At 31.8% G+C, this 24,340-nt stretch carries 26 protein-coding genes; 3 read left to right on the forward strand and 23 right to left on the reverse strand.

Annotated elements, in window-relative coordinates; genetic code table 11:
• The first annotated feature begins 20 nt into the window (after positions 1-20).
• A complete protein-coding gene (locus AC5SL1_RS05875; RefSeq protein ID WP_494573034.1) occupies positions 21-782 on the forward strand; it encodes an IclR family transcriptional regulator in 762 nt (253 codons plus the stop codon).
• On the opposite strand, the gene AC5SL1_RS05880 is transcribed toward AC5SL1_RS05875, so the two are convergent.
• Genes AC5SL1_RS05880 through ffh form a run of 16 tightly spaced genes read right to left on the reverse strand, consistent with a single transcriptional unit; the run spans position 772 to position 16,592 of the window.
• Entirely contained in the window at positions 772-1,551 is a 780-nt protein-coding gene (locus tag AC5SL1_RS05880; RefSeq protein ID WP_494573035.1) for a succinate dehydrogenase iron-sulfur subunit, read from the reverse strand. The genes AC5SL1_RS05875 and AC5SL1_RS05880 overlap by 11 nt on opposite strands.
• A complete protein-coding gene (sdhA, locus tag AC5SL1_RS05885; RefSeq protein ID WP_494599447.1) occupies positions 1,551-3,326 on the reverse strand; it encodes a succinate dehydrogenase flavoprotein subunit in 1,776 nt (591 codons plus the stop codon). The genes AC5SL1_RS05880 and sdhA overlap by 1 nt, the downstream gene beginning before the upstream one ends.
• Complete coding sequence (sdhD, locus tag AC5SL1_RS05890) at positions 3,323-3,652, reverse strand: succinate dehydrogenase, hydrophobic membrane anchor protein (RefSeq protein ID WP_494573037.1); 330 nt, start codon at positions 3,650-3,652, stop codon at positions 3,323-3,325. The genes sdhA and sdhD overlap by 4 nt, the downstream gene beginning before the upstream one ends.
• A gap of 5 nt (positions 3,653-3,657) precedes the next feature.
• Entirely contained in the window at positions 3,658-4,032 is a 375-nt protein-coding gene (gene sdhC, locus AC5SL1_RS05895) for a succinate dehydrogenase, cytochrome b556 subunit (RefSeq protein WP_494599448.1), read from the reverse strand.
• Positions 4,022-5,029: an aspartate-semialdehyde dehydrogenase gene (locus AC5SL1_RS05900; protein ID WP_494599449.1), complete on the reverse strand. Its 1,008-nt coding sequence runs from the start codon at positions 5,027-5,029 to the stop codon at positions 4,022-4,024. The genes sdhC and AC5SL1_RS05900 overlap by 11 nt, the downstream gene beginning before the upstream one ends.
• Before the next feature lie 19 nt (positions 5,030-5,048).
• Positions 5,049-6,158, reverse strand: coding sequence for a dimethylsulfoniopropionate demethylase (locus AC5SL1_RS05905; RefSeq protein ID WP_494599450.1), 1,110 nt, complete (start codon positions 6,156-6,158; stop codon positions 5,049-5,051).
• Positions 6,155-6,931, reverse strand: a complete 777-nt coding sequence (locus AC5SL1_RS05910) for an alpha/beta fold hydrolase (protein ID WP_494599451.1) — start codon at positions 6,929-6,931, stop codon at positions 6,155-6,157. The genes AC5SL1_RS05905 and AC5SL1_RS05910 overlap by 4 nt, the downstream gene beginning before the upstream one ends.
• A gap of 8 nt (positions 6,932-6,939) precedes the next feature.
• Positions 6,940-8,556, reverse strand: a complete 1,617-nt coding sequence (locus AC5SL1_RS05915) for an acyl-CoA synthetase (RefSeq protein ID WP_494599452.1) — start codon at positions 8,554-8,556, stop codon at positions 6,940-6,942.
• Between the two features lies 1 nt (position 8,557).
• Positions 8,558-10,321, reverse strand: a complete 1,764-nt coding sequence (locus tag AC5SL1_RS05920; RefSeq protein WP_490039838.1) for an acyl-CoA dehydrogenase family protein — start codon at positions 10,319-10,321, stop codon at positions 8,558-8,560.
• 26 nt (positions 10,322-10,347) lie between these two features.
• On the reverse strand, positions 10,348-11,454 hold the full coding sequence (leuB, locus tag AC5SL1_RS05925) for a 3-isopropylmalate dehydrogenase (protein WP_494599453.1): 1,107 nt from the start codon (positions 11,452-11,454) through the stop codon (positions 10,348-10,350).
• Positions 11,447-12,052 (reverse strand): 3-isopropylmalate dehydratase small subunit, encoded by a 606-nt coding sequence (leuD, locus tag AC5SL1_RS05930; RefSeq protein WP_490039840.1) that lies wholly within the window; start codon positions 12,050-12,052, stop codon positions 11,447-11,449. Before leuD ends, leuB begins: the two co-directional genes overlap by 8 nt.
• Positions 12,053-12,054: 2 nt before the next feature.
• Positions 12,055-13,458, reverse strand: a complete 1,404-nt coding sequence (gene leuC, locus AC5SL1_RS05935) for a 3-isopropylmalate dehydratase large subunit (protein WP_494599454.1) — start codon at positions 13,456-13,458, stop codon at positions 12,055-12,057.
• 10 nt (positions 13,459-13,468) lie between these two features.
• Complete coding sequence (gene rplS / locus AC5SL1_RS05940) at positions 13,469-13,972, reverse strand: 50S ribosomal protein L19 (RefSeq protein WP_494586468.1); 504 nt, start codon at positions 13,970-13,972, stop codon at positions 13,469-13,471.
• A gap of 16 nt (positions 13,973-13,988) precedes the next feature.
• Positions 13,989-14,675, reverse strand: coding sequence for a tRNA (guanosine(37)-N1)-methyltransferase TrmD (gene trmD, locus AC5SL1_RS05945; RefSeq protein ID WP_494573046.1), 687 nt, complete (start codon positions 14,673-14,675; stop codon positions 13,989-13,991).
• A gap of 8 nt (positions 14,676-14,683) precedes the next feature.
• A complete protein-coding gene (rpsP, locus tag AC5SL1_RS05950) occupies positions 14,684-15,220 on the reverse strand; it encodes a 30S ribosomal protein S16 (RefSeq protein WP_494599455.1) in 537 nt (178 codons plus the stop codon).
• Positions 15,221-15,233: 13 nt separating this feature from the next.
• Positions 15,234-16,592, reverse strand: a complete 1,359-nt coding sequence (ffh, locus tag AC5SL1_RS05955) for a signal recognition particle protein (RefSeq protein ID WP_494599456.1) — start codon at positions 16,590-16,592, stop codon at positions 15,234-15,236.
• A 160-nt stretch (positions 16,593-16,752) separates the two neighbouring features.
• On the opposite strand from ffh, the gene dapF reads away from it, so the two are divergent.
• Together dapF and ftsY are read left to right on the forward strand one after the other, a co-directional pair.
• Positions 16,753-17,583 carry a diaminopimelate epimerase gene (gene dapF, locus AC5SL1_RS05960; protein WP_494599457.1) on the forward strand — a complete coding sequence of 277 codons (831 nt, stop codon included), beginning with the start codon at positions 16,753-16,755 and terminating at the stop codon, positions 17,581-17,583.
• The gene (gene ftsY, locus AC5SL1_RS05965) at positions 17,583-18,500 is read left to right on the forward strand and encodes a signal recognition particle-docking protein FtsY (RefSeq protein WP_494599458.1); all 918 of its coding nucleotides are present in this window, start codon (positions 17,583-17,585) and stop codon (positions 18,498-18,500) included. The genes dapF and ftsY overlap by 1 nt, the downstream gene beginning before the upstream one ends.
• Here ftsY and AC5SL1_RS05970 read toward each other — a convergent pair.
• From AC5SL1_RS05970 to AC5SL1_RS06000, 7 genes are read right to left on the reverse strand one after another with little or no spacing between them, the layout of a single operon-like run.
• The gene (locus tag AC5SL1_RS05970; RefSeq protein WP_494599459.1) at positions 18,493-19,056 is read right to left on the reverse strand and encodes a hypothetical protein; all 564 of its coding nucleotides are present in this window, start codon (positions 19,054-19,056) and stop codon (positions 18,493-18,495) included. The genes ftsY and AC5SL1_RS05970 overlap by 8 nt on opposite strands.
• Positions 19,057-19,105: 49 nt before the next feature.
• A complete protein-coding gene (locus AC5SL1_RS05975; RefSeq protein ID WP_494599460.1) occupies positions 19,106-19,924 on the reverse strand; it encodes an alpha/beta hydrolase in 819 nt (272 codons plus the stop codon).
• Complete coding sequence (locus tag AC5SL1_RS05980; RefSeq protein WP_494599461.1) at positions 19,908-20,819, reverse strand: DMT family transporter; 912 nt, start codon at positions 20,817-20,819, stop codon at positions 19,908-19,910. Before AC5SL1_RS05980 ends, AC5SL1_RS05975 begins: the two co-directional genes overlap by 17 nt.
• 12 nt (positions 20,820-20,831) lie before the next feature.
• Positions 20,832-21,011 (reverse strand): hypothetical protein, encoded by a 180-nt coding sequence (locus AC5SL1_RS05985; protein WP_494573053.1) that lies wholly within the window; start codon positions 21,009-21,011, stop codon positions 20,832-20,834.
• Positions 21,001-22,338, reverse strand: a complete 1,338-nt coding sequence (locus AC5SL1_RS05990) for an amidase (protein ID WP_494579683.1) — start codon at positions 22,336-22,338, stop codon at positions 21,001-21,003. Before AC5SL1_RS05990 ends, AC5SL1_RS05985 begins: the two co-directional genes overlap by 11 nt.
• Positions 22,339-22,347: 9 nt before the next feature.
• On the reverse strand, positions 22,348-23,709 hold the full coding sequence (locus AC5SL1_RS05995) for a TRAP transporter large permease (RefSeq protein WP_494579684.1): 1,362 nt from the start codon (positions 23,707-23,709) through the stop codon (positions 22,348-22,350).
• A complete protein-coding gene (locus AC5SL1_RS06000) occupies positions 23,699-24,283 on the reverse strand; it encodes a TRAP transporter small permease subunit (protein WP_494600297.1) in 585 nt (194 codons plus the stop codon). The genes AC5SL1_RS05995 and AC5SL1_RS06000 overlap by 11 nt, the downstream gene beginning before the upstream one ends.
• Positions 24,284-24,340: the final 57 nt, after the last annotated feature.

Genomic DNA, 24,340 nt, shown 5'->3' on the forward strand with positions numbered 1-24,340 from the left:
AGTTAAAAAACTTAAAAGTTATGAGTGATACAAATAGTAGAACTTCACCCAAAAGAATTTTAAACATCCTTGAAGAAGTTCTATTAGATCCAGACAATTTTACTGCAAAAAAAATATCTCACAAATTAGAGATTCCATTACCAACTGTTTACCGACACATAGAAACTTTGTGTGATGAGAAATTTTTAATTGCTAGCAGTAATAAGAAATATATTCCAGGACCAAAGATTAGAAATATAATCTTACATAGTTTGCCTTATGAACCAAACTTTACTCTTAGGAGATCTTATTTGAGAAAACTTACAACTGAAATTAAAGAAACAGTTAGTTTGTCAGTACCTATTGGAACAAAACTAGTGTATTTTGACAGAATTGAATTTCATTGGCCAATGCAGTTGAATCTGGAAGCTGGTGATCATTTGCCATTGCATGCTTCTGCATCTGGAAAACTTTATCTTTCTTCAATAAAAAAAGAAGACGCATTAAAAATCTTTAATAATATTAAAACACCAAAATCAGCAAAAAATACAATTACTGATATTTCTCAGTTTAAAAAAGAGTTAAATAAAATTAATAAGCAAGGTTATGCATTTGATGATGAAGAATGGTTTAATGGAATGGTAGGTGTTTCTTTGCCAATTACAAATTATAAAAATGAACTGTGTTTTTGTCTTTCTACTCACACAGCAAAGAGTAGAAAAAACATCGATGGTTTGAAAAAAATTTTACCTTCAATGCTTTCTGCGGCAAATAATTTGAAGAGTGCTTTATTTAAAGATTAGCTGTAACTAACATTTTTTTTAGTTCTGCTATAGCTTTTGCTGGATTTAATCCCTTTGGGCAAGCATTAGTACAATTCATAATAGTATGACACCTATAAAGCTTAAGTTCATCAGCTACTTTTTTAAGTCTTTCTTTTCTCTCATCGTCCCTACTGTCAACTATCCATCTGTACGCTTGTAGTAATACAGCAGGCCCTAAATATTTGTCACCATTCCACCAATAACTTGGGCAGGATGTTGAGCAGCATGCACACATGATGCACTCGTACGCTCCATCTAATTTTTCTCTATCTTTTTTAGATTGAATAATTTCTGTTGTTTCAACTTTAGTATTAGTTTTTAACCAAGGCTCTATTGACTGGTACTGTTTATAAAGACCATTTAAATCTCCAATTAAATCTCTTTTAACTTTTAAATGTGGAAGAGGATAAATATTTATATCACCTTCAATTTCAGAGTGAGGTGTTGTACATGCAAGACCATTCTTACCATCCATATTCATAGCACAAGAACCGCAAACACCATGAGCGCAAGATCTTCGATACGCTAATGATGGGTCTATTTCACTTTTAATTTTATTTAATAAATCTAGAACTTTTGACGGACAGTTGTCCATATCAACTTCATATGTGTCTACTCTTGGATTTTCTCCAGTTGATGGATCCCATCTATAAATATTAACTTTTCTGATATTTTTTGATCCAGTTGTATCTTTGTAATATTTGCCTTTTTGAACTTTAGAATTTTCAGGTAAATTAATTTGAACCATTAATAAACTCTCTCTTGTGGCGGAAAATATTGGACCTCATTTGTTAATGTTGTTTTATGAACTGGTCTATAGTCAATTTTAGTATCTTTTCCGTTACACCAAGCAATAGTATGTTGCATAAATTTTTCATCATCTCTCTTTGGAAAATCTTCTCTAGCATGAGCACCTCTACTCTCTTTTCTATTATAAGCGGAATCAACTGTGGTAATTGCTTGTCTAATCAAATTATCAAATTCCAATGTTTCAACTAAATCTGTATTAAAAACTAAAGATTTATCTTTGACTGAGATTGACTCCATCCCATCATAAACTTTTCTTATTTCATCGACTCCTTCTTTTAAAGTCTTATCTGTTCTAAAAACTGCACATTTTGATTGCATGATCTTTTGCATTGAAAGTCTAAGTTCTGCAGTGCTTGTTTCTCCATTAGCATTTCTAAGTTTATCAAATCTCGCTAAACATTTTTCAGTCTCAGTTTCACTTACTTCTTCATGAGGTGTGCCAGGCTTTACTAATTCTGCAGCTCTCATTGCTGCAGCCCTGCCAAACACAACTAAATCAATCAATGAATTTGAACCCAATCTATTTGCTCCATGAACAGAAACACATGCAGCCTCTCCGATTGCCATAAGACCTGGAACCGTTTTTTCAGAACCATTAACGGTTAAAACTTCTGCTTTATAATTAGTAGGAATACCTCCCATATTATAATGCACAGTAGGCACAACAGGTATTGGTTCTTTTGTTACATCAACGTTAGCAAATAATCTTGCTGCCTCCGTAATTCCTGGAAGTCTACTTTCTATAATATTTTTATCTAAATGACTTAAGTGTAAATGGACATGGTCTTTTTCTTTACCAACACCTCTTCCTTCATTGATCTCAATTGACATTGATCTACTCACTACATCTCTAGATGCTAAATCCTTTGCATTTGGCGCGTATCTCTCCATAAACCGCTCGCCCTTTGAGTTAACCAAATATCCACCTTCTCCTCTAACACCCTCTGAAATTAAAGTTCCATGACCATAAATTCCTGTTGGATGAAATTGAACAAATTCCATATCTTGTAAAGGAAGACCTGCTCTAAGTACCATTGCATTACCATCACCTGTACATGTGTGAGCTGATGTTGCAGAATAATAAACTTTACCATAACCACCCGTTGCTATTATTGTTATATGGGCTCTAAATCTATGGATAGTTCCATCATTTAAATTCCAAGCTATAAGACCTTTGCATTCACCATCTTTCATTATTAAATCCAACGCAAAGTATTCAATAAAAAATTCAGTATTGTGCTTTAATGCTTGTCCATAAAGGGTATGAAGTATTGCGTGCCCTGTTCTATCGGCAGCCGCGCATGTTCTTTGAACAATACCATTACCATAATTTTTAGTCATTCCACCAAATGGTCTTTGATAAATTTTTCCATCATCTGTTCTACTAAATGGAACTCCATACTTTTCTAATTCTATTACTGCTTTTGGTGCTTCCTTACAAAGATACTCAATACTATCCTGATCACCCAACCAATCTGCACCTTTAACCGTATCATACATGTGCCATCTCCAATCATCTTCTCCCATGTTTCCAAGGGCAGCAGAGATTCCACCTTGTGCAGCAGATGTGTGACTTCTTGTTGGAAATACTTTTGATATACAGGCAGTTTTTAATCCTGCTTCACTCAAACCAACTGCAGCTCTTAAACCTGAGCCACCAGCGCCAAGCACAATAACATCATATTCGTGATCTATAATTTTGTAAGCACTCATATATTTAAATTAAATACTATAATAATCGTAATTAGTGGAACTACTATAGCAAAAATTTGTAATGCTTTGTTTGCGGCATTTTTGTTTTTTTCATCATTAATATAATCTTCAAATACCTCACTAATACTTAAATTAGAGAAAAAAAATGCAAGTATCAAAAATAATGAAAATAATATTTTTGATGATTTTGTAGAAAAAAAACCTAGCACATCGGTATAATCTTTATCAAAAATACCTACAAAATTTATTATAAACCAGCACATTAAAGGAACTAAAATAGCTGAGCTTACTTTTAAAAGTACCCATTTTTTAGTTACATTATTCATAAAAATTATTTTCCTAAAAGATAAATTAAAATTGTTAATAAAAATGAGCCGATAATCACAACTAAACCTGTAATTTTAGTAGTTTTTAATTCAAAACCGTATCCCATATCCATTATTAAATGTCTTATTTCGCTGAGGATTTGAAAACTAAATGACCATGTTAATCCTAAAATTATAAATTTTCCAAACACAGATTGTAAAAAAACTTTTGTAAATTCATAACTAGTCTCTCCTAATAATAAAGAGGCAACCCAAACACATATAACTGTGATTGCAACAATATTTATTATTCCTGTAATTCTATGAGAAATCGAAACCAAAGATGAAATATGCCATCTATAAACTTGTATATGGGGGGATAAAGGATTGTTATTTTCCATCAATATTTTTTTTAATTAAAGTTTCAGCAATTTCAACTGCATTTAATGCAGCTCCTCTAAGTAAATTATCAGAAACAATCCATAAGTTTAACGAGTTTTTATTTGTTTTATCTTCTCTTATTCTAGATATGTAAGTTTCATCACTACCTTCAGCTTCTAAAGGAGTAATGTAGCCCCCATCTTCTCTTAAATCATATACTTTACATCCCTTAGCTTTACTTAAGGCATCTTGAACTTCTCCTAAAGAAAATGGTTTTTCAAATTGAATATTCACTGACTCTGAATGTGAAACCATAACTGGAATCCTTACACAAGTTGCTGTTAGTTCAATTTGCTCATCAAGTATTTTTTTTGTTTCATTTGTCATTTTTAACTCTTCTTTAGTGTAACCATCATCTGAAAAAAGATCGATATGAGGGATTGCATTAAAGGCTATTTGTTTAGTAAAATTTTTAGATGTAATTTTTTTATTATTTAACGATAGTTTAGTTTGTTCAATTAATTCATCCATTGGACCTTTGCCACCTCCTGAAACAGACTGATAAGTTGAAACAACTATTCTTTGAATCTTAAATAAATCATGCAAAGGTTTTAATGCAATGACTAATTGTGCAGTAGAACAATTTGGATTGGCTATAATATTTTTTTTCATATTTTTAATAGCATCTGCGTTCACCTGAGGAACAATTAAGGGCACATCTTGATCCATTCTATAAAAACTAGAATTATCAATAACAACTGAATGTTTTGCTGCTAATGGTGCATACTTCTCAGAAATTTTTCCTCCAGCAGCAAAAAAAGTAATTTTAGTTTTTGAAAAATCAAAAGTTTCAAGATTAAAAACTTCATGATCCTTACCATTGAAAACTATTTTTTGACCAGCACTTTTAGATGAGGCTACCAAAAATAATTCATTTATTTTTAATTTTTTCCTCTCTAATACTTCGAGAATTTTTCTTCCTACATTGCCTGTGGCACCTACAATTGCTATATTCATGATACTACAAGATTTTATACTAGATGAAGGGTAAATCGCAAACTTTTCCATCAAAAGTTTTACCATTTATATCAATTTTAAAAGCCTGAGTATTTTTCCAAAAAGGTTTTTTGATCATGGCTATTCCAATTACTTGCTTAAATAGAGGAGAATAAGTTGCTGACCTTAATTCACCAATAATAACATTGTTAACATCATAAATATTTTTTGAAGATGTAAGACTTATTTCTTGTAAATCAATCTTTACCCCTTTTAACTTTTTTAGAGCTCCTTCAGATTTTATCTTTTTTAAATTCTCTTTACCTAGAAATTCAACCTCACTATCCAAAGAAACATATTGGTCAAAACCACATTCAAAAGGATTGTCATTATTGTCAAAATCGTTCCCATAAGATAGTAGGGCGCTTTCAATTCTTTCTATTAAATTTGGACACCCAGGCTTTACATTATACTGATTTCCAACTTTAAATAATTTATCATATAGCTTTTTTCCTATCTCAGGATTTTGAATGTAAGCTTCAAATCCCCCTTGTTTTGACCAGCCAGATCTTGCTATTAAATGTTGTTCACCTTCATAGTCAAAATAATCAAAACCAAAAAACTTTAGTTCAGTAATTTTTTTTCCAAAAATTTCTTCCATTAGCGCAAAAGATTTTGGCCCTTGTATTGCAATTATATCTACAGTTGGCTCTATGATATTAACTTCAAATTTATATCCAGATGCTAATCCTTTTGCATAAAATAATACGTCAGAGTCTGCAATTGATATCCACCATTTATCATCTGCTATTTTTAAAATTACAGGATCATTAACTAAGTTTCCTAAATCATCTATTATCGGGCAGTAATAACATCTGCCTATTTTTGATTTTGATAAATCTCTACATGTCATTAACTGAACTAATTTTGCTGAGTCTTTTCCAGATATTTCAACCTGTCTTTCGGCAGCAACATCCCATACTTGAACATATTTTTTTAAATGGTGATATCCATCTTCAATTGAACCAAAGGCCGCTGGTAACAACATGTGATTATAGACTGTATAAGCTGTTACACCTTGTTTTTCTATTCTTGAGGTATAAGGGGTGCTTCTTAATCTTCTAGATTTTGCTATTGAATAATTTTTCATTTATTTAAAAATTCCAAAATCTTTTCTCGCATTTCAAAAGCTTTTTCAATCATAATCATATGTCCTGATCCTTTAATTATATGGGTAGTGGAATTTTTGACTAAATTTGCAAATTTTTTTCCACTTTCTAAATTGGCCATCTTGTCCAGTTCCCCCAATATAAACATAGCTGGACAATTTATAGCTTTGGCAGCATCAGAACCATTTTGATAATTATTACAGGCAATAAGATCAACTGCTAAAATTTCTCTGATGTCCCTGGGTGATTGGATTATTCTTTCAACTGGATTTCCACCAATAAATTTTTTTGAACCTTCATATCCCCACTTCATCATTAATTTTACAGCATCAGAGTCTCCGTTTGTTGCTAGATCAATGAGATCTTTATGAACAGGCATTCGATAGGAGCCCCCAACAAAAACTATCTTTTTAAGTCTATCTTTGTATTTAAATGAATATTCTAAAGCTTCTAGACAACCTTGAGAATGACCAACAAGAATTATATTATCCAATTTTAATTCTATAAATACTTTTTCCAGCCACTCAGCAATTTTTTCAATAGTATCAATAGATGGACCTTCCGAATTCCCATGCCCTGGTAAATCAATTGATAAAACATTAAATTTTTTGTTTGAAAAAAATTGTTCGGTTAGAGACCAAACAATGTGTGAAAGGCCACTTCCATGTAGAAATACTATTGTATCTTTAGAATTATCTATGCCTTGTCCTGCATCTGAAGCATGAACACTTTTATTTTCTATGGTTATTATCAATCAATTACCTAAAATTTTTTTCTTAGTTCAAATTTTTGAATTTTTCCCGTAGAAGTTTTTGGTAATTCACAGAAAACAACTTGTTTTGGAACCTTAAAACTAGCCAAAGTTTCTTTACAGAAGCTTATTAATTCTTTTTCAGTTGTAGGCTTGTCTTTTACCATTTCAATAAATGCACATGGTACCTCTCCCCATTTTTCATCAGGCTTAGCAACAACAGCAGCAATTGATACTGAGGGATGTTTAGAAAGCGTATTTTCGATCTCAATTGAAGATATATTTTCTCCTCCAGAAATAATTATATCTTTAGATCTGTCTTGTATTTTAACATAACCGTCTGGGTGCATTACCGCTAAATCTCCAGAATGAAACCAGCCACCTGCCATAGCTTTATCTGTTGCTGCTTTGTCCTTAAAATAACCTTTCATGACCACGTTACCTCTAAGCATAATCTCACCAATTGTTTTTCCATCTCTGGGTACTTCTTGCATAGTTTCAGGATCCATAATAGTTGCACCTTCAAGATTAGGATACCTTACACCTTGTCTTGCTTTAATTTCATTTTGTTTGTCTTCATCAAATTCATTCCAATCATTATTCCAAGCGCATTGAGTAACATGACCATAAGTTTCTGTTAAACCATAAACATGCATTACTTCAAAACCAAGTTCTTTCATTTTTTTGAAAATTATACTTGGTGGTGGAGCTCCTGCGGTAAGCACATGAACTTTGTGTTTTAATTTTTTTCGATCACTTTCTGGAGCACCCGTAATCATATTTAATACGATTGGCGCACCTCCAAAATGAGTAACATTGTATTTATCAATTAACTCAAAAATCTTTTTAATATCTATATTTCTTAAACAAATAGTCCTTCCATTTAACATTGGAACTGTCCAAGGATAGCACCAGCCATTACAATGAAACATTGGAACAATTGTTAAAAAATTTAATCTGTTAGGCATATTCCATGCAACTGCACTTCCTGTTGCCATTAAATATGATCCTCTATGATGATAAACAACTCCTTTAGGATTCCCTGTTGTGCCAGAGGTGTAGCTTAATGATATAGCTTGCCACTCATCTTCTGGTCTTTTCCAAATAAAACCATCATCACCTGTTTCTAAGAAGCTTTCATATTCTAGTTCACCAATTTTTTCTAACTTTGACTGATCTGCAAACTTATCGTGTATGTCGATAATAGTTATTTTTTTATCCAATTTACTTAATGCTTTTTTTACTTCTATGTGAAGTTGTCTATCTACTACTAATACTTTTGCATCACTATGTTTTAAAATATAAGAGATAGTATTAGCATCCAGCCTAATATTTATTGTGTTTAACACCGCACCCATCATAGGAACTGAATAATGAGCCTCAAAAATTTCTGGTGTGTTAAAAGCTAAAAACGAAACAGTATCACCTTTACTAACACCAATTTTTTCGAGTGCACTAGCAAATTTAGTGGTTCTTTTATAAACTTCAGCCCAAGTATATTTTCGATCTTCATAAACAATTGCTTCATAATTTGGGTAAACATCTTTCGCTCTTTCCAAAAAAGATATCGGTGTTAATGGAACATAGTTTGCTGCATTTTTGTTTAAATTAGTATCGTAATGACTCATTTTAATTAAATTTAAAATTCATTATATTTGAGCTTCCAGATATGGCTGATTTATAATGTTGCTCTGCTCTTGGTAAAACTTTATCAAAGTAAAATTTTGCCGTATTTATTTTATCATCATAAAAGTTTTTGTTCTCATCGTAATTTTTAAAACTTATGTCTAAAACTTTTATCCAAGCATAAGCAACAGACACAAACCCAAGTGTCTTTAAATAATCGTTTGCTGCTGCACTCACATCGTCTTTATCTGATTTTGTTTTTTCATTTATCCATTCACTAAACTTAGTTAAGATGCTTAAATAGTGAGCAAAATCCTTAGTAAATGGCTTAATTTTTTCGTTATCTATATCTGTTTCAGATTTTATTAGATCTAAAAATTTATTAATTATACTTCCATTTTTATTGGATAATTTTCTAAAAACTAAGTCTGCAGCTTGCACAGAATTTGTTCCCTCATATATTGGTGTTATTCTGTTGTCTCTAAATAATTGTTCTATCCCTTGGTCTTTAGTATAACCATAACCTCCATGAATTTGCATTGCATCATTTGTAATTTCCATGCCTAGATCTGTAAATAATGACTTTACCACTGGAGTCATTAGCGAAACAAAATCAGAGGCCTCTTGGCGAATTTTTTCATCTGGATGATTCAGGCTAACTTCAGTTTGTTGCGATAACCAAAAACATAAGGCTCTCTCACCCTCTATTATTGATTTCATATTTAATAATGATCTTCTTATATCAGCATGCTCAATTATAAAATCTGCACCATTAGTAGATTTAGTATTATTAGTTTTACCTTGTTTTCTCTCTTTTGCGTAAGCAAGTGAATTTTGATAAGCAATTTCAGAAATTCCTAATCCTTGAATACCAACAACTATTCTTTCAAGATTCATCATTGTAAACATTGCATTTAGACCTTTGTCTTTTTTACCAATCATGAAACCTGTAGCTTGATCAAAATTTAACACACATGTAGCAGAACCTTTAATACCCATCTTGCTTTCAATGGATCCTGTTGATATTCCATTTCGTTGGCCAACAGTCCCATCCTCATTTACTTTAAATTTAGGAACTAAAAATAAGCTAATACCCTTAGTCCCAGCAGGAGAATCTGTTGCTCTAGCAATTACTAAATGAATAATATTTTCTGTCAAATCTTGGTCTCCCGAAGTAATAAATATTTTCTGACCAGTAATTTTATAAGTTCCGTCACTTTGTTTTTCTGCTTTTGTTTTTAAAAGTCCTAAATCAGTTCCACACACAGGTTCTGTTAAGCACATTGTGCCACTCCATTTACCTTCCACTATCTTTGGTAAATACGTATTTTTTATTTCATCTGAAGCATGATGATTAATACAGTTGTATGCTCCAATACTTAATTCGCTATATAATTTAAATGATAGGCTTGCAGAAGAGAGCATTTCATCAAAAAATGCACTTACAGTTTTTGGCATTCCTTGGCCACCATATTTTGGATCACAAGATAAAGAAGTCCAACCATCTTCAATATATTTTTGGTACGCTTCTTTATATCCTGGGGGTGTTCTTACTACTCCATTTTCTAAAACTGCAGGATTTTCATCTCCTATTTTTGCAAGTGGTAAAATTAAATTTTGATTTATTTTTGCTGCCTCCTCTAATATATCCTTAACTAGTTCAGAGCTGACTTCTTTATATTTTTCTAATTCATTGTAATTTTTGTTGTCTCTCAATTTCTCAAAAAGAAACATCATATCTTCTACTGGAGCAGAATAGGTTGGCATAAAAATAGTTTAGAATAATTAATAGATTATTGCAATTTTGAAATTATCGCATCACCCATTTGAGAAGTTGAAACCTCTTTTGTGCCTTCTGATAGAATATCTTTAGTTCTTAAGCCATCATTTAGTACATCTTGAACCGCTTTCTCTAAAGCCTCCGCCTCTTTATCTAAATCCAAAGAATATTTTAAAGCCATTGCAAAACTTAAAATACTAGCGATTGGATTAGCAATTCCTTTGCCGGCTATATCAGGTGCCGATCCATGAATGGGTTCGTACATTGCTCTCATTTCTCCTTCTTTATTTTTAGCTCCTAATGATGCTGATGGCAGCAAACCTAACGAACCAGTTAACATTGAGGCTTGATCAGATAACATGTCTCCAAACAAATTATCTGTAACAATCACATCAAATTGTTTTGGATTTCTTAATAACTGCATAGCGCAGTTGTCTGCAAGCATATGACTTAGTTCTACATCCTTATATTCTTTGTCATGTAATTCTTGAACTTCTTCTTTCCACAATTGCCCAGCTTCCATCACGTTAGATTTTTCACACGAAGTAACTTTGTTGGATCTTTTTCTTGCTAAATCGAAGGCAACTTTAGCCACTCTAACTATCTCGCTGGTAGTATAAGTGTGAGTATTTATGCCTTTTCTTTCTCCATTTTCTATAGGTTTAATTCCTCTTGGTTCTCCAAAATAAATTCCACCTGTTAATTCTCTTACAATCATTATATCTAATCCGGATACAATTTCTCGCTTTAAAGTTGATGCATCAACTAATTGCTCAAAACAAATTGCTGGTCTCAAATTTGCAAATAATTTTAATTCTTTTCTTAATTTCAATAATGCTCTTTCAGGTTTTTTAGAAAAATCTAAATTATCCCACTTTGGACCACCAACAGCTCCTAACATTACAACTTCACTTTCTAAAGCTTTATAAAAAACTTCATCTGTAATTGGAGTTCCATGTTTATCGTAAGAACATCCTCCGGCTAAATCTTGGTCAATCTCAAAGTCCAAAGATTTATTTGAATTTAACCATTGAATAATTTTTTTCACTTCCTGAATTACTTCAGGACCAATGCCATCCCCAGGTAAAAGTAAAATTTTTCTTTTTTTTACTTTAATCATTAAATATCCATGGCTTAGTATTTTTTAAATTTTCCTCAAATGTCATGATTTTATCTTTTTTTGCTAATGAAAGAGCAATATCATCTAATCCCTCTAATAGGCATTTTTTTTTGAAAGGATCAATATCAAACTTTATTTCATTATTTCCAAAAATTATTTTCTCTTCCATTAAATCAATTGCTATTTCCTCTTTTCTTTTTGAATATTCAGATAATTCTTTAATTTTATTTTCTTCCAAAGTAATTGGCAAAATTCCATTTTTAAAACAATTATTATAAAAAATATCTGCATAGCTTGAGCTTATCACACATGTTATTCCAAAATCTAATAATGCCCAGGGCGCATGTTCTCTTGATGACCCACAGCCAAAATTTTTACCTGCAATTAATATTTTTGATTGAATGTAAGGCTCTTGATTTAAAACAAAATCTTTTAAACTATTACCGTTATCATCGTACCTCATTTCGAAGAATAAATTTTTACCAAGTCCAGTTCTCTTAATTGTTTTTAAGAACTGTTTAGGAATAATCATATCTGTATCAATATTAACTATTGGTAAATAAGCTGGAATGCTTTTAAGTGTATTAAATTTTTTCATTTCTAATTTTGATATTTTCTAACATCATCAAGATTTCCAGAAATGGCTGCAGCAGCTGCCATTCCAGGGCTTACTAAGTGCGTACGCCCACCTCTTCCTTGTCGACCTTCAAAGTTTCTATTTGATGTTGATGCGCATCTTTCCTCTGGTTTTAATTTATCAGCATTCATGGCCAAACACATAGAGCAACCTGGCTCTCTCCATTCGAATCCTGACTCTATAAAGATTTTATCAAGCCCTTCTTGTTCTGCTTGTTCTTTAACTAACCCAGATCCTGGAACAACCATTGCATGAACATGTGCTGCTTTTTTTTTATCCTTTAATATTTTTGCAGCCTCTCTTAAATCCTCTATTCTACCATTTGTACAACTTCCAATAAAAACTTTATCAATTTTTATATCTGTAGCTAATGTATCAGCCTTTAAACCCATATATTTCAAAGATCTTTCTATAGAATTTTTCTTATCCTCATCTTTTTCATTTTGTGGGTTTGGAACTTTGCCATCAATAGTGATGACGTCTTGAGGAGATGTTCCCCAAGTAATCATGGGAAGAATATCTTCTGCAACCAAGTTTATTCCTTTATCAAATTTAGCACCATCATCTGTTTTTAAACTCATCCAATATTTCATAGCTTTATCCCAATCTGTATTTTTTGGGGACATTGGCTTGCCTTTTAAATATTCAAAAATTTTTTCGTCTGGGGCTATTAATCCAGCTCTTGCTCCACCTTCAATTGTCATATTGCAAATTGTCATTCTTTGCTCAACACTTAAGGATGAAATTAGGCTACCTGAATATTCTATAACAGATCCTGTTCCACCTGCAGTACCAATAACACCTATAATTTGTAAAATTACATCTTTTGAAGTCACACCAATTGGAAGCTTTCCATTTACATTTATTCTGAAATTTTTTGCTTTTTTCTGCACTAAGGTTTGAGTTGCCAAAACATGTTCAACTTCAGATGTGCCTATACCAAAAGCTAGGGCTCCAAATGCCCCATGGGTTGCTGTATGACTATCTCCACAAACAATTACTGTTCCTGGTTGTGTAAATCCTTGTTCTGGTCCAATAATATGAACTATACCTTGTCGTTTATCATTCATTCCTAAATATTGAATTCCAAACTCTTTACAATTGTTTTCTAAAGTATCTACTTGAATTTTTGACTCTGCATCAGCAATACCCTTAGATCTATCAGTAGTTGGAACATTATGATCTGCAACAGCTAGGGTAAGACTTGGTTGTCTTACTTTTCTATTTGCATTTCTTAATCCTTCAAATGCTTGGGGGCTTGTAACTTCATGGACTAAATGCCTATCAACAAAAAGTAGGGCTGTTCCATCTTCCTGCTGATCAACTAAATGATCGTTCCAAATTTTATCGTAAAGAGTTAAAGGCATTGAAAAAAAATTATTTTTTTTCTTCAGTTTTTTCTATTTTTGTTTCAACTTGAGCTTCTGGTTGTTTTTCAGTCTCAGCTTCTACAGCTTCTACTGGTGCTAAAGTTTCTTCTGTTACTGTTTCAGGCTTAACATCAACTTCTATACCTATTTTTTTTCTAATTTTTTCTGCAATTCTAGCTGATTTACCTGTTCTATCTCTTAAGTAATATAATTTTGCTCTTCTAACTTTTCCATGTCTTATTACAGTAATTGAGTCAATAACGGTTCCATATAAAGGAAACGTTCTTTCAACACCTTCACCAAATGAAATTTTTCTAACTGTAAATGATGAATTAAGATCTCTATTTTTTCTAGCAATACAAACACCTTCGAAATACTGAATTCTATCTTTTTTTCCTTCAGTAATTCTCACACCAACTTTAATAACATCGCCAGGAAAAAATTCTGGTATCTTTTTTTCTGCTAATATCTTTTTAACGTTAAATTGGTTTATTTCTTCAATCGTTTTCATAATGCTATATTTTTAATTAGTTTTTCTTATACTTTTCCCATAAATCTGGTCTTCGGACGCGTGTTATAGCCTCTGATTGTGATAAACGCCAGTCTTTAATTTTGTTATGATCTCCTGATAATAGCACATCTGGAACGCTTTTTTCCTCCCAAATTTGAGGTTTTGTGTACTGGGGATACTCTAAAAGTCCATTCTCAAAGCTCTCATCACTTTTTGATTGTTCATTTCCCAAAACGCCAGGTAATAATCTTAGAATACTATCTAAAACAACAAATGAAGCCGTTTCTCCTCCTGACAAAATAAAATCACCAATGCTAAGTTCTTCAATATTTCTGGTCGACAATATTCTTTCATCAACACCCTCAAAGTGTCCACAAATTAAACTTACAGATTTTTCTCTTGATAATTCTAAAGCTAATTTTTGATCAAGTTTTTTTCCTTTAGGAGATAAATAAAAAATTCTTTCTCCTTCCTTTTTATTTTGATCAATAGATTTTGCTAACACATCAGCCTTTAACAACATTCCAGAACCACCTCCAAATGGAGTGTCATCTACAGTTTTGTGTTTATCTTCTGCTGCATCTCTTATGTTTACAACTTTTAAATCCCAGATTTTATTTGCTAAAGCTTTCCCATAAAGCCCCTTGCTTAAAGGACCGGGAAAAATATCTGGGTAAAGTGTAAAAATTTGAGCTTGCCACATAAGTCAAACTATTTTGCCTCTTCTTTAGGAGCTGCCTCTGCTTTTGGAGCTTCTGCTTTTGGAGCTGCCTCTGCTTTTGGAGCTTCTTCTTTAGGAGCTTCTGCTTTTGGAGCTGCCTCTGCTTTTGGAGCTTCTTCTTTAGGAGCATCTGCTTTAGGAGCTGCCTCTGCTTTTGGAGCTTCTTCTTTAGGAGCATCTGCTTTAGGAGCTGCCTCTGCTTTTGGAGCTTCATCACCTTCTTTTTTTCTTTCTTTTTTTGGAACCGCTTTAAGAGGATTGCTTCCATTTACTGGCATTGTGATTAAATTATTTTCACCTAATATTCTTGCAACTCTAGTTGTTGGTTGTGCACCTTCACCTAACCAATATTTAATTCTTTCAGCTTCTAGTCCAACTCTTTCTTTTTTATCTTTTGGTAAAAGAGGATTAAAAAATCCTACCTTCTCAATAAATCTTCCATCTCTTGCACGTCGGCTATCAGCTACAACTACTTTGTAAACTGGTCTTTTTTTTGTTCCACCTCTTGATAGTCTTATTTTTAACATTTCTTCTCCTTTATTATTTAAGTTGATTTAGTAGCTCTGGAGGTATTCCTTTATCGGACATACCCTTCAGGTTTCCTTTTGACATCTTTTTCATCATTTCAGACATCATTTTAAATTGCTTAAGCAATTTATTGATAGTGGCCGCATCTGTTCCAGAGCCATTAGCAATTCTTTTTTTCCTAGAACCATCAATGATTTTAGGATTTCCTCTTTCTTTTTTCGTCATAGATAAAATTATTGCTTCATTTTGAGAAATAATTTTTTCATCAATTCCTGCAGTATCCATTTGTGCCTTCATCTTAGAAACACCTGGCATAAATGACATTATCCCCTCTATTCCACCCATTTTTTTCATTTGTCTTAGCTGAGTTAAATAGTCCTCCATCGAAAATTGACCTTTTTTTAAATTCTCTTCTGCTTTTTTTATGTTCTCTTCACCAAGATCTTCAGCTGCTTTCTCAACTAGAGAAACAATATCACCCATACCTAATATTCTATTTGCTATTCTATCTGGATGAAAAACTTCTAAATTTTCTGTTTTTTCACCTACCCCTAAAAATTTAATTGGAACTTGAGAGACATACTTCATACTAAGTGCAGCTCCACCTCTTGCATCACCATCGGCTCTAGTCAAAACAATACCGGTTAAATTCACGGTATTTTTAAACTCTTTAGCAACCTCTGCTGCTACTTGCCCTGTTAATGAATCTGCGACCAAAAAAGTTTCTGTTGGATTAATTATACTCTCTATTTGTTTAATCTCACTCATCATCTGAAGATCAATTTGAGTCCTTCCTGCTGTATCAAATAATATAATTTCTGCCCCATTTAAATTAGCAGCACTTACTGCTCTTCTACAAATATCTGCTGGCAATTGTCCTTCAATAATTGGTAAAGTTAAAATATTGTTTTGTTCACCTAAGGATTTAAGTTGCTCTTGTGCTGCTGGTCTGTGGACATCAAGGCTGACCATCATTAATTTCTTTTTTTTATTTTTTTCTAAGTATTTTGCTAATTTTGCAGTAGTTGTAGTTTTACCCGAACCTTGCAAGCCCACTAGCATCATCGAAACTGGTGGAACAGCATTTAAATTAATATCTGTGTTGCTTTCACCTAAAAAACTTACCAACTCATCGTGAACAATTTTAACAACCATATCCCCCGGAGAGGTTGATCTAATTATTTCTTGTCCTAAAACTTTTGGCTTAACTCTTGTTATAAAATCTTTAGCTACATCAAGCGATACATCAGCTTCCAAGAGAGCTTGTCTAATAGCTCTTAAACCTTCATCAACTTGATTTTCATCAAGTGATGGTGCTTTTTTTAAAGAAGAAAAGATTTCTTCAAATTTATTTGTTAAGTTTTCAAACATTTTTTTTACACATAGCAGTACTGCACTAGTGGGCGAATCCTCGCTGACTAGTGTTGATCTCTTTGTTACCAAAGACACCACAAATTTAACGTTTTTGTGGGAACGGCAACAACCTATAATAGAGGTACAAAAAGTCAATAAATAAGTTAAATATCTACATATGGATATTAAAGCATTTAAAATGGATGGTTTAGGCAATGATTTTGTTATCATTGATTTAAGAAAAAAGGACTTAAATTTAAGCAAAGATCAAATAATCAAAATATGTGATCGTAATTTCATTGGATGTGATCAGCTAATTTTGATTAAAAAAAATAAAACAAATGATGCTGACGCAGAACTAGTTTTTTATAATTCAGATGGCAGTATATCTGGAGCCTGCGGAAATGGTACTCGATGTGTTGCGGAGTTCCTATCAAGAGAAAATGGGCAAAAGGAAATAACAGTTTTGACAGAGTCGGGTTCGCTAAAATCTAATATCATTGAAAATAAATTGGTAGAAACTGAGATAGGAATAGCAAAAACAGATTGGCAAGAAATTCCTTTAATTAGAGAAATGAATACAAAAAATTTAAAAATTGAGATTATAGATGACAATAATATTAAATTTATTGGGGGTACAGCCGTTAATGTTGGCAATCCACATATAATATTTTTTGTAGAAGAAATAGAAAAATTTGATTTGAAAAACCTTGGTCCAAAAATTGAACATCATGAATTTTTTCCAGAAAAATGCAATGTTACTCTTGCAAAAGTTATAAATAAAAATCTAATAAAAGTTAAAGTTTGGGAAAGAGGTGCTGGACTTACTAAGGCATGTGGTACTGCAGCTTGTGCAACTGCTGTTGCAGCAAATATAAATCAACTAGCTGAAAAAACTTTAGACATTGAGTTTGCTCTAGGAAAACTAACAATTTTTATTGACGAAAGAAATAGTGTTTTTATGAAGGGACCAGTCTCTGATATTCAAGATATAGATATTAAATTATAATGGGAATTTTTGATAAATTTAAAATTGGTTTTAAAAAAAGTGCATCTACTTTCACCTCTGGTTTAAGAGATATAATTATTAAAAAAGAAATTGATGACAAAACATTAGATCAAATAGAGGAATACTTAATTCAGTCAGATGTTGGTCTTGTAGCAGCCGAAGAAATTAAAAAGATTATTTCTGAAGAAAAAATTAATCCTAAAAAAGATATTATGAATGAGGTTAATTTAATTCTTAAAAATTATATAATCACATTAATGAAACCATTAGAAAACCAAAATTTTTTTGATAAAAAAGAAACACTCAATGCAGTATTAATATCAGGAGTTAATGGAGTTGGTAAAACTACAACCATAGGTAAAATAGGTAAAATTTTAAAATCTAATGGAAATAAAGTTATGTTTTCTGCGTGTGACACATTTAGAGCGGCAGCTATCGAACAGCTAGAAAGCTGGGCGAATAAAATTGATATACAAATCATTAAATCATCACAAGGGTCTGATCCAGCCTCTGTTGCATACAAGGCTATAGAAGAAGCATTAAAAGAAGGTTTTAATCATGTGTTAATTGATACAGCTGGACGATTACAAAATAAAAAGAACTTAATGGAAGAATATAAGAAAATTGCTAATGTAACTAAAAAAATAGATCCTAATGCACCACATGATGTAATTCTGGTTTTAGATGCTACTTCAGGACAAAATGTAATTAACCAAGTAGAGGAATTTAATAAAATTATCCCTGTTACGGGTCTAATAATGACAAAATTAGATGGAACAGCAAAAGGGGGTATTTTATTAGCTCTTGCTAAAAAATATCAGCTACCAATAATTGCTTTGGGACTTGGAGAAAAAGAAGATGATTTACAAATCTTTAATGCAGAAAAGTTTGCAGAAGCTTTTATCAATATTAATTAATTAAGTTATTAGAAATTAAAGGTTTGTAATAATTACATTTATAATTTTCTTGTAGATGTGAATGTCCACAATTTTTTGCAACCGATGAAATTATAAATTCTAGTTTTCCAGTAGAGGAATATTGATTTAATTTCTTATTCGCAATATCAAATTGAAAATTTGTTTTGATATTTTTAATTGCACTAATCATAATTAATGTATTGTTATCCCTTAGTAGGTAATACGCAAAATCCTCTGGAAAAACTGGAAAACCATACTCTTCTAAAAAAAATTTAGCTTGTGATGGAAACCATTCATAAGAGATTAAAGGGGATGAAGTTTTTGTTTTATAGTCATAAATATATAGATCCTGGGGAAAATCAGTAACATAATTAAAATTTTCTCCTCTTGCTAAAATAGATTTTTCTCTAGTTTTAAAATAAAGACTAAAATTTTTATCATAAGAATTCATTTGACCTACATGAAAAAGATTATCTGTATTATAATTTGTCTCATCAGAGTATGTAAAATTACTGAAAGAAATTATAATTAATAAAGATATAATAAATCTTAGCACTCTTAATATTTAAAAATAAAATCTGTAAATTATTTGGTCAGATTGTGGCTTAATTTAAACTCTTTAAATATTCCTTCAAAACTACTATCATTTTTTTGTTGTATTCCATCATGTGATTATCTTTTTCGGAAAAGTAAGAATACTTTGGTTCATTTGCTAATTCATACATTTTTTTACCCATCCAGAATGGCACTATTTTATCTGCTTCTCCATGCATAATCAGAATTGGAGACTTAAAATTTTTAATTTTTTTGTCACTTTCGTATTTATCTTTAAGTAAAAATCTGATTGGAAAATATGGATATACATTTTTTGCTGCATCAACCATAGATGTAAATGGAGATTCTAATATAATACCTGCAAATTTACGCTTTTGAGCAACATGAGTTGCAATTCCAGTGCCTAATGACTCACCATAAAGAATAATGTCATTATCTTTAAGTCCTTTTCCTTTTAACCAATTAATTGCACTCTCGCCATCTTCATATAATCCTTTTTCTGATGGTTTGCCTAAGTTTCCACTAAATCCTCTCCAGGAAATGATTAGAAAATTTATATTCATTTCTTTAAAATGATTAATTTTATGTATTCTATTTTCTAATGTTCCCGCATTGCCATGAAAGAAAACCAGAGTTTTAAAATTTATAAGATCTTTTTCATGAAACCATCCGAGTAATTCAATATTATCACCTGTCTCAATCTTTACTTTTTCTATTTTAACTTTTAATTCATCGCCAGAATAGTTATTTTCTTTTGGATGATATAATAAATTTCGTTGAAATATAAATATAATAAAGAGTAAAGAAAAGTAAGCTATTGGTATAATTAAAATTAACTTCAATAAATACTCTTTAAGTTTTTTTTTCATATTTATTTTTTTTTTTAACTAAATAAACACCACCAAAAACTAAGGCTGTTCCTAGATAGTGATAATATTCAAGCTGTTCTTTAAAAAATAGCACTCCATAAATGGCACTATAAACTGTAAAGATATAAAGTGTAAAACCTGTTATGGAGGCCCCAAGTTTTTTTTGTGCCATGGTATATAATGTAAAAGCTATTATTCCTGGGGAAATAGCAGCAAATAAAACCCAAATGAAAAAGTCTTCATTAAAAATTGTTTTAACAAAAAAAATTTCTTCAATCAAATAAAATGGAAATAAACTAACTACACCAAAAAATGCAATCAATGTAAATCTATCAAAAATTTTTAAATTTGTTTTCCAATAAAATAAATAAATTGAATAAAGGGCCCAACCTATTGCAGAAGCTAACATCCAGAGGTCACCAATTGTAAATTTTAAGCTAATTAATAAAGATAAGTCACCTTTAATAATAATAGCAAAAACCCCAACTAAACAAGAAACTAGACCTACAATTCTTAAAAAATTTATTTTCTCTTTAAAAAAAATACTTGAAATTAAAATTATAAATATTGGTGATGAGGAATATATAATTCCCATGTTTGTAACGGTTGTTGTTTGGCCTGCTAAAAATGGAAAGGCGCCACAAACACCACACCCCATTGACCCAATAAAGAATATTTTTTTGTATTCTTGTTTTACAAATTTAAAGTTTTTTTTAAGAGAGCTATAGGTAAAAGGTAATAATATTAAGAATACAGCAGTCCACCGCCAAAATGCTAGAGAAATTGGAGGCACATATTCAACTCCACCTCTTGCAACGATTAGATTGCTTGCCATAAAAATAGGTTGAATGAAAAGTAATAAAAAAGGTAAATAATTATTCTTTGAATTATTCACTAAAAATTTGATTTATTTTTTATCGAAATAAGCTTCGTAAATCATCATTCCAATTGCTAGAGCCATTAAGATATATACGGGTAACACGTCCCAAAAACCAATCATAGAAGATCTAGTTAAGGTTGTTGCAAGTCCAATAAGAAATATTGTTGCAAGACACGATCCTAAAAATGTTGATATTTTATTTAGCATATTTTTTACAATTTTTTTCTAACCAATTAGCTACACCAAGAAATCTTAGGTCATCTAACTTGTCTCCAACTAATTGAATTCCTAATGGTAAATTATTTGCACCGATAAGTAAAGGTAATGAGATAGACGGCAAACCCATATATGTCCAAATAGTTGAGAATTCTGGGCTACCTGTGCTCTTTAAACCCTTTGGAGCAACGCCAGACGATGACGGAGTTAATACTCCATGAAAATCTTCAAAAACCTCTTTATAAGACTCGTAGCTTCTTTTCATAAAGTCTATTGCTTCAGCATATTCTTTTGCTGAGTATTTTAGTCCTCTTTCAATTGCACTAACCATCTCTTTAGAAAGAAATTTTTTAGATTTTTTATAATAACCTTGAAAATTATTTGCCATATCAGTTTCATGAATTATTTTATGATATTTTGGAATGTCATCAAAATAAGATGGGGTATCAAAGACCTCAATATTTTTACTAAAAGTTTTTATAAAGAAATCAAAAGATTTTTGGGACTCTTTATCAATATTTTTCCAATTTTTAGTTTTGTAAAAAATAAACTTTGGCTCATATATTGGACCCTTTTTACAAACATTTAACATTTCATCTGCAGCATAATGAATAGTTGATGGATCATATAAATCTTTTTTAATTAATGATTTTGCAAACAAGGCAACATCTTCAACCGTTTTTCCAAAAACTCCGATGTGATCTAATTTATCAGACTGTCTCATAACTCCACTTCTTGAAATTAATCCATAAGAAGGCTTATAGCCTACAACCCCACAGTAAGAAGCGGGCCTAATAACTGAGCCGTTAGTTTGGGTTCCAATTGATAGGGGCGCCATATGTGCTGCAATGACAGCTGCTGAACCACTTGATGATCCCCCTGGCGTTCTTGTGTTGTCGTGTGGATTGGTAGTTTTTCCAGGATGGAAATATGCAAGTTCTGTGGTTACAGTTTTACCCATCACTATCGCTCCTTCAATCTTAAGTAAATTAACTATCTCTGAATCTTGTGAGCTAGGCATTTTTTTTCTTAAGGGAGAACCACATTCAGTAGGCATTTCAAATGTGCCAATTATATCTTTAACCGCAATTGGTAAGCCATGTAATGAGCCTAGTGGTTTACCTGATTTTCTATACTCATCTGCCTCTACAGCTTTTTCTAAAAGCTTTTTTTTATCAAAATATTGCCACGCCTTTACATCTTTTTCAAATTTTTCAATTCTCTCAATATATTGTGTACAAACTTCAACTGAAGATAATTGACCTGATTTTAAATGTTCAGCCAATTTATTGGCTGTGAGTGTAAAAATATTTAACATTTAGTTTGTCTAATTTGCAAATAACGTTTCTGGCAACCATAAGGCAATGCCTGGAAACATATACATAAGAAACATAGCAAATATTACTATACCCAAGAATGGCATAATTCCTGCAAATATTTCCATCAATTCAACATTTTTCTTTTGAACGCCCTTTAAATAATAAGCTGACATTGCCATTGGAGGAGTTAAGAAAGATGTTTGTAAATTAAGAGCAATTAACATTGCAAAGAAATATGGATTAACATCAAATACCTCTAGAAGCGGTAAAAATATTGGAACAAATATAATTAAGATTTCAGTCCATTCTAACGGCCATCCTAAAAGAAAAATAATAATTTGTGTGATAATTAAAAATTGCCATGTATTTATATTTATTGATGTAAAGAAATGTTCAAAAATTTCATGGCCACCTAGATAAGAAAATACAGAAGAAAAAGTCCAAGAACCAATAAATAACCACATAATCATAGCTGTAGTTTTTGCAGTTAGAAAAACAGACTCTTTAAAACTTTGCCATTTAAGTGTTTTGTAAAACCATGATAACAATATTGCACCAAATGCTCCTGCTGCTGCGGCCTCTGCCGGCGTTGCTATACCCGCTAAGATTGTTCCAAGAACCAACATAATTAATCCAAAAAGAGGGACGAAAGAAACTAATACTTCTTTTAAAATTTCAGCTCGTGGTGGAATATCTTCTGCTCTTGGCTTAGGTGCAATTGATGGTTGGAGCCAAGCTCTACCCACAGCGTAAGCTATATAAAGTCCTGCAAGTAAAAGTCCTGGAAAAATTGCTGCCGCAAATAATCTCAAAGGAGATAACTGGGCTATTACTGAATAAACAATTAACATAATACTAGGTGGTATTAAAATACCCAAACATCCGCCTGCACAAATTACTCCTGAAGCAAATTTTTTATCATATCCTGCCTTAACCATCGCAGGCCAAGCAAGTAGACCCATTAGGGTTACAACCGCACCAATAATTCCTGTTGCCGTAGAAAACAAAGTACATGTTATTAGAGCGGCTACTGCCATTGAAGCTGGTAATCTATGAGCTGCAAGTCTTATTGCAAAAAATAATTTTGCTACAATGCCAGCTCTTTCAACTAAATATCCCATGAATAAAAACAGTGGTACAGCGGTGAGCACGTTATTATCCATAACGGTGTATGTGTTTTTTACAAATAAAGAAAATATCCTATTATCAAATACATGATCCATTAAAGCAGGATCGTAATAAGCATAATACCCAAAACCTATTCCCATTGCCATTAAAGTGAAGGCAATTGGAAAACCTAATAGCACTGCAAATAAAAATAATCCCATCATGAAGATAGCTACTTCTGGATTTGTTAAACTAAATAACATCTCTTTGATCCTCGTCTTGTGCTGTTCTCATTAAAATTTGCTCTGTCTCTTCAGCAACAACCATTCTTGCTGGCCAATGTCCAGTTTTAATACAAATAATTGCTCTAAATACTTCAGCTATTCCCTGAATAACCAAAAATACTCCCGCGGCAGGTATTAAAGATTTTACCATATAAATATTAATTTGCGCCGGGCTACTCCAACTAGTCTCTTTTATCTTCCAAGCAAGTGCAGCATATTCATAACCATAAAATGCTAAAGATACGACACCAGGAAAAAAGAAAATAAAATAAAGTACTAAATCAATATAACCTTGTGTTCTTGGTTTAAATAATCTGTAAATTACATCTCCTCTAACATGAGATTCTGTTGCTAAACAATAAGCACCTGACATCATCAATATCGCGCCATACATCTGCATACTAAAGTCAAAATTCCAAAGTGTTGGCTTATTAAATACATAGGCCATCATAACTTCATAACAAGTTCCACCCATTAAAATAACAATACACCAAGAAAAAGCCTTACCTATTGAGGTACTTAATGTGTCAGCTAATTTTATGTAGGCTCTCATCATGATTTGAATAGGATACTCTAATTTTGTTAAAAACTGTACTACAAAAAAAAGGGG

The organism is Candidatus Pelagibacter sp. PS_10_02, assembly GCF_059418005.1.

What these genes read in the sequence shown, in the direction of transcription:
- AC5SL1_RS05875 (WP_494573034.1), top strand. Translation starts at nt 21, where the DNA reads ATGAGTGATACAAATAGTAGAACTTCACCCAAAAGAATTTTAAACATC.
- AC5SL1_RS05880 (WP_494573035.1), bottom strand. Translation starts at nt 1,551, where the DNA reads ATGGTTCAAATTAATTTACCTGAAAATTCTAAAGTTCAAAAAGGCAAA.
- sdhA (WP_494599447.1), bottom strand. Translation starts at nt 3,326, where the DNA reads ATGAGTGCTTACAAAATTATAGATCACGAATATGATGTTATTGTGCTT.
- sdhD (WP_494573037.1), bottom strand. Translation starts at nt 3,652, where the DNA reads ATGAATAATGTAACTAAAAAATGGGTACTTTTAAAAGTAAGCTCAGCT.
- sdhC (WP_494599448.1), bottom strand. Translation starts at nt 4,032, where the DNA reads ATGGAAAATAACAATCCTTTATCCCCCCATATACAAGTTTATAGATGG.
- AC5SL1_RS05900 (WP_494599449.1), bottom strand. Translation starts at nt 5,029, where the DNA reads ATGAATATAGCAATTGTAGGTGCCACAGGCAATGTAGGAAGAAAAATT.
- AC5SL1_RS05905 (WP_494599450.1), bottom strand. Translation starts at nt 6,158, where the DNA reads ATGAAAAATTATTCAATAGCAAAATCTAGAAGATTAAGAAGCACCCCT.
- AC5SL1_RS05915 (WP_494599452.1), bottom strand. Translation starts at nt 8,556, where the DNA reads ATGAGTCATTACGATACTAATTTAAACAAAAATGCAGCAAACTATGTT.
- AC5SL1_RS05920 (WP_490039838.1), bottom strand. Translation starts at nt 10,321, where the DNA reads ATGCCAACCTATTCTGCTCCAGTAGAAGATATGATGTTTCTTTTTGAG.
- leuB (WP_494599453.1), bottom strand. Translation starts at nt 11,454, where the DNA reads ATGATTAAAGTAAAAAAAAGAAAAATTTTACTTTTACCTGGGGATGGC.
- leuD (WP_490039840.1), bottom strand. Translation starts at nt 12,052, where the DNA reads ATGAAAAAATTTAATACACTTAAAAGCATTCCAGCTTATTTACCAATA.
- leuC (WP_494599454.1), bottom strand. Translation starts at nt 13,458, where the DNA reads ATGCCTTTAACTCTTTACGATAAAATTTGGAACGATCATTTAGTTGAT.
- rplS (WP_494586468.1), bottom strand. Translation starts at nt 13,972, where the DNA reads ATGAAAACGATTGAAGAAATAAACCAATTTAACGTTAAAAAGATATTA.
- trmD (WP_494573046.1), bottom strand. Translation starts at nt 14,675, where the DNA reads ATGTGGCAAGCTCAAATTTTTACACTTTACCCAGATATTTTTCCCGGT.
- rpsP (WP_494599455.1), bottom strand. Translation starts at nt 15,220, where the DNA reads ATGTTAAAAATAAGACTATCAAGAGGTGGAACAAAAAAAAGACCAGTT.
- ffh (WP_494599456.1), bottom strand. Translation starts at nt 16,592, where the DNA reads ATGTTTGAAAACTTAACAAATAAATTTGAAGAAATCTTTTCTTCTTTA.
- dapF (WP_494599457.1), top strand. Translation starts at nt 16,753, where the DNA reads ATGGATATTAAAGCATTTAAAATGGATGGTTTAGGCAATGATTTTGTT.
- ftsY (WP_494599458.1), top strand. Translation starts at nt 17,583, where the DNA reads ATGGGAATTTTTGATAAATTTAAAATTGGTTTTAAAAAAAGTGCATCT.
- AC5SL1_RS05975 (WP_494599460.1), bottom strand. Translation starts at nt 19,924, where the DNA reads ATGAAAAAAAAACTTAAAGAGTATTTATTGAAGTTAATTTTAATTATA.
- AC5SL1_RS05985 (WP_494573053.1), bottom strand. Translation starts at nt 21,011, where the DNA reads ATGCTAAATAAAATATCAACATTTTTAGGATCGTGTCTTGCAACAATA.
- AC5SL1_RS05990 (WP_494579683.1), bottom strand. Translation starts at nt 22,338, where the DNA reads ATGTTAAATATTTTTACACTCACAGCCAATAAATTGGCTGAACATTTA.
- AC5SL1_RS05995 (WP_494579684.1), bottom strand. Translation starts at nt 23,709, where the DNA reads ATGTTATTTAGTTTAACAAATCCAGAAGTAGCTATCTTCATGATGGGA.
- AC5SL1_RS06000 (WP_494600297.1), bottom strand. Translation starts at nt 24,283, where the DNA reads ATGAGAGCCTACATAAAATTAGCTGACACATTAAGTACCTCAATAGGT.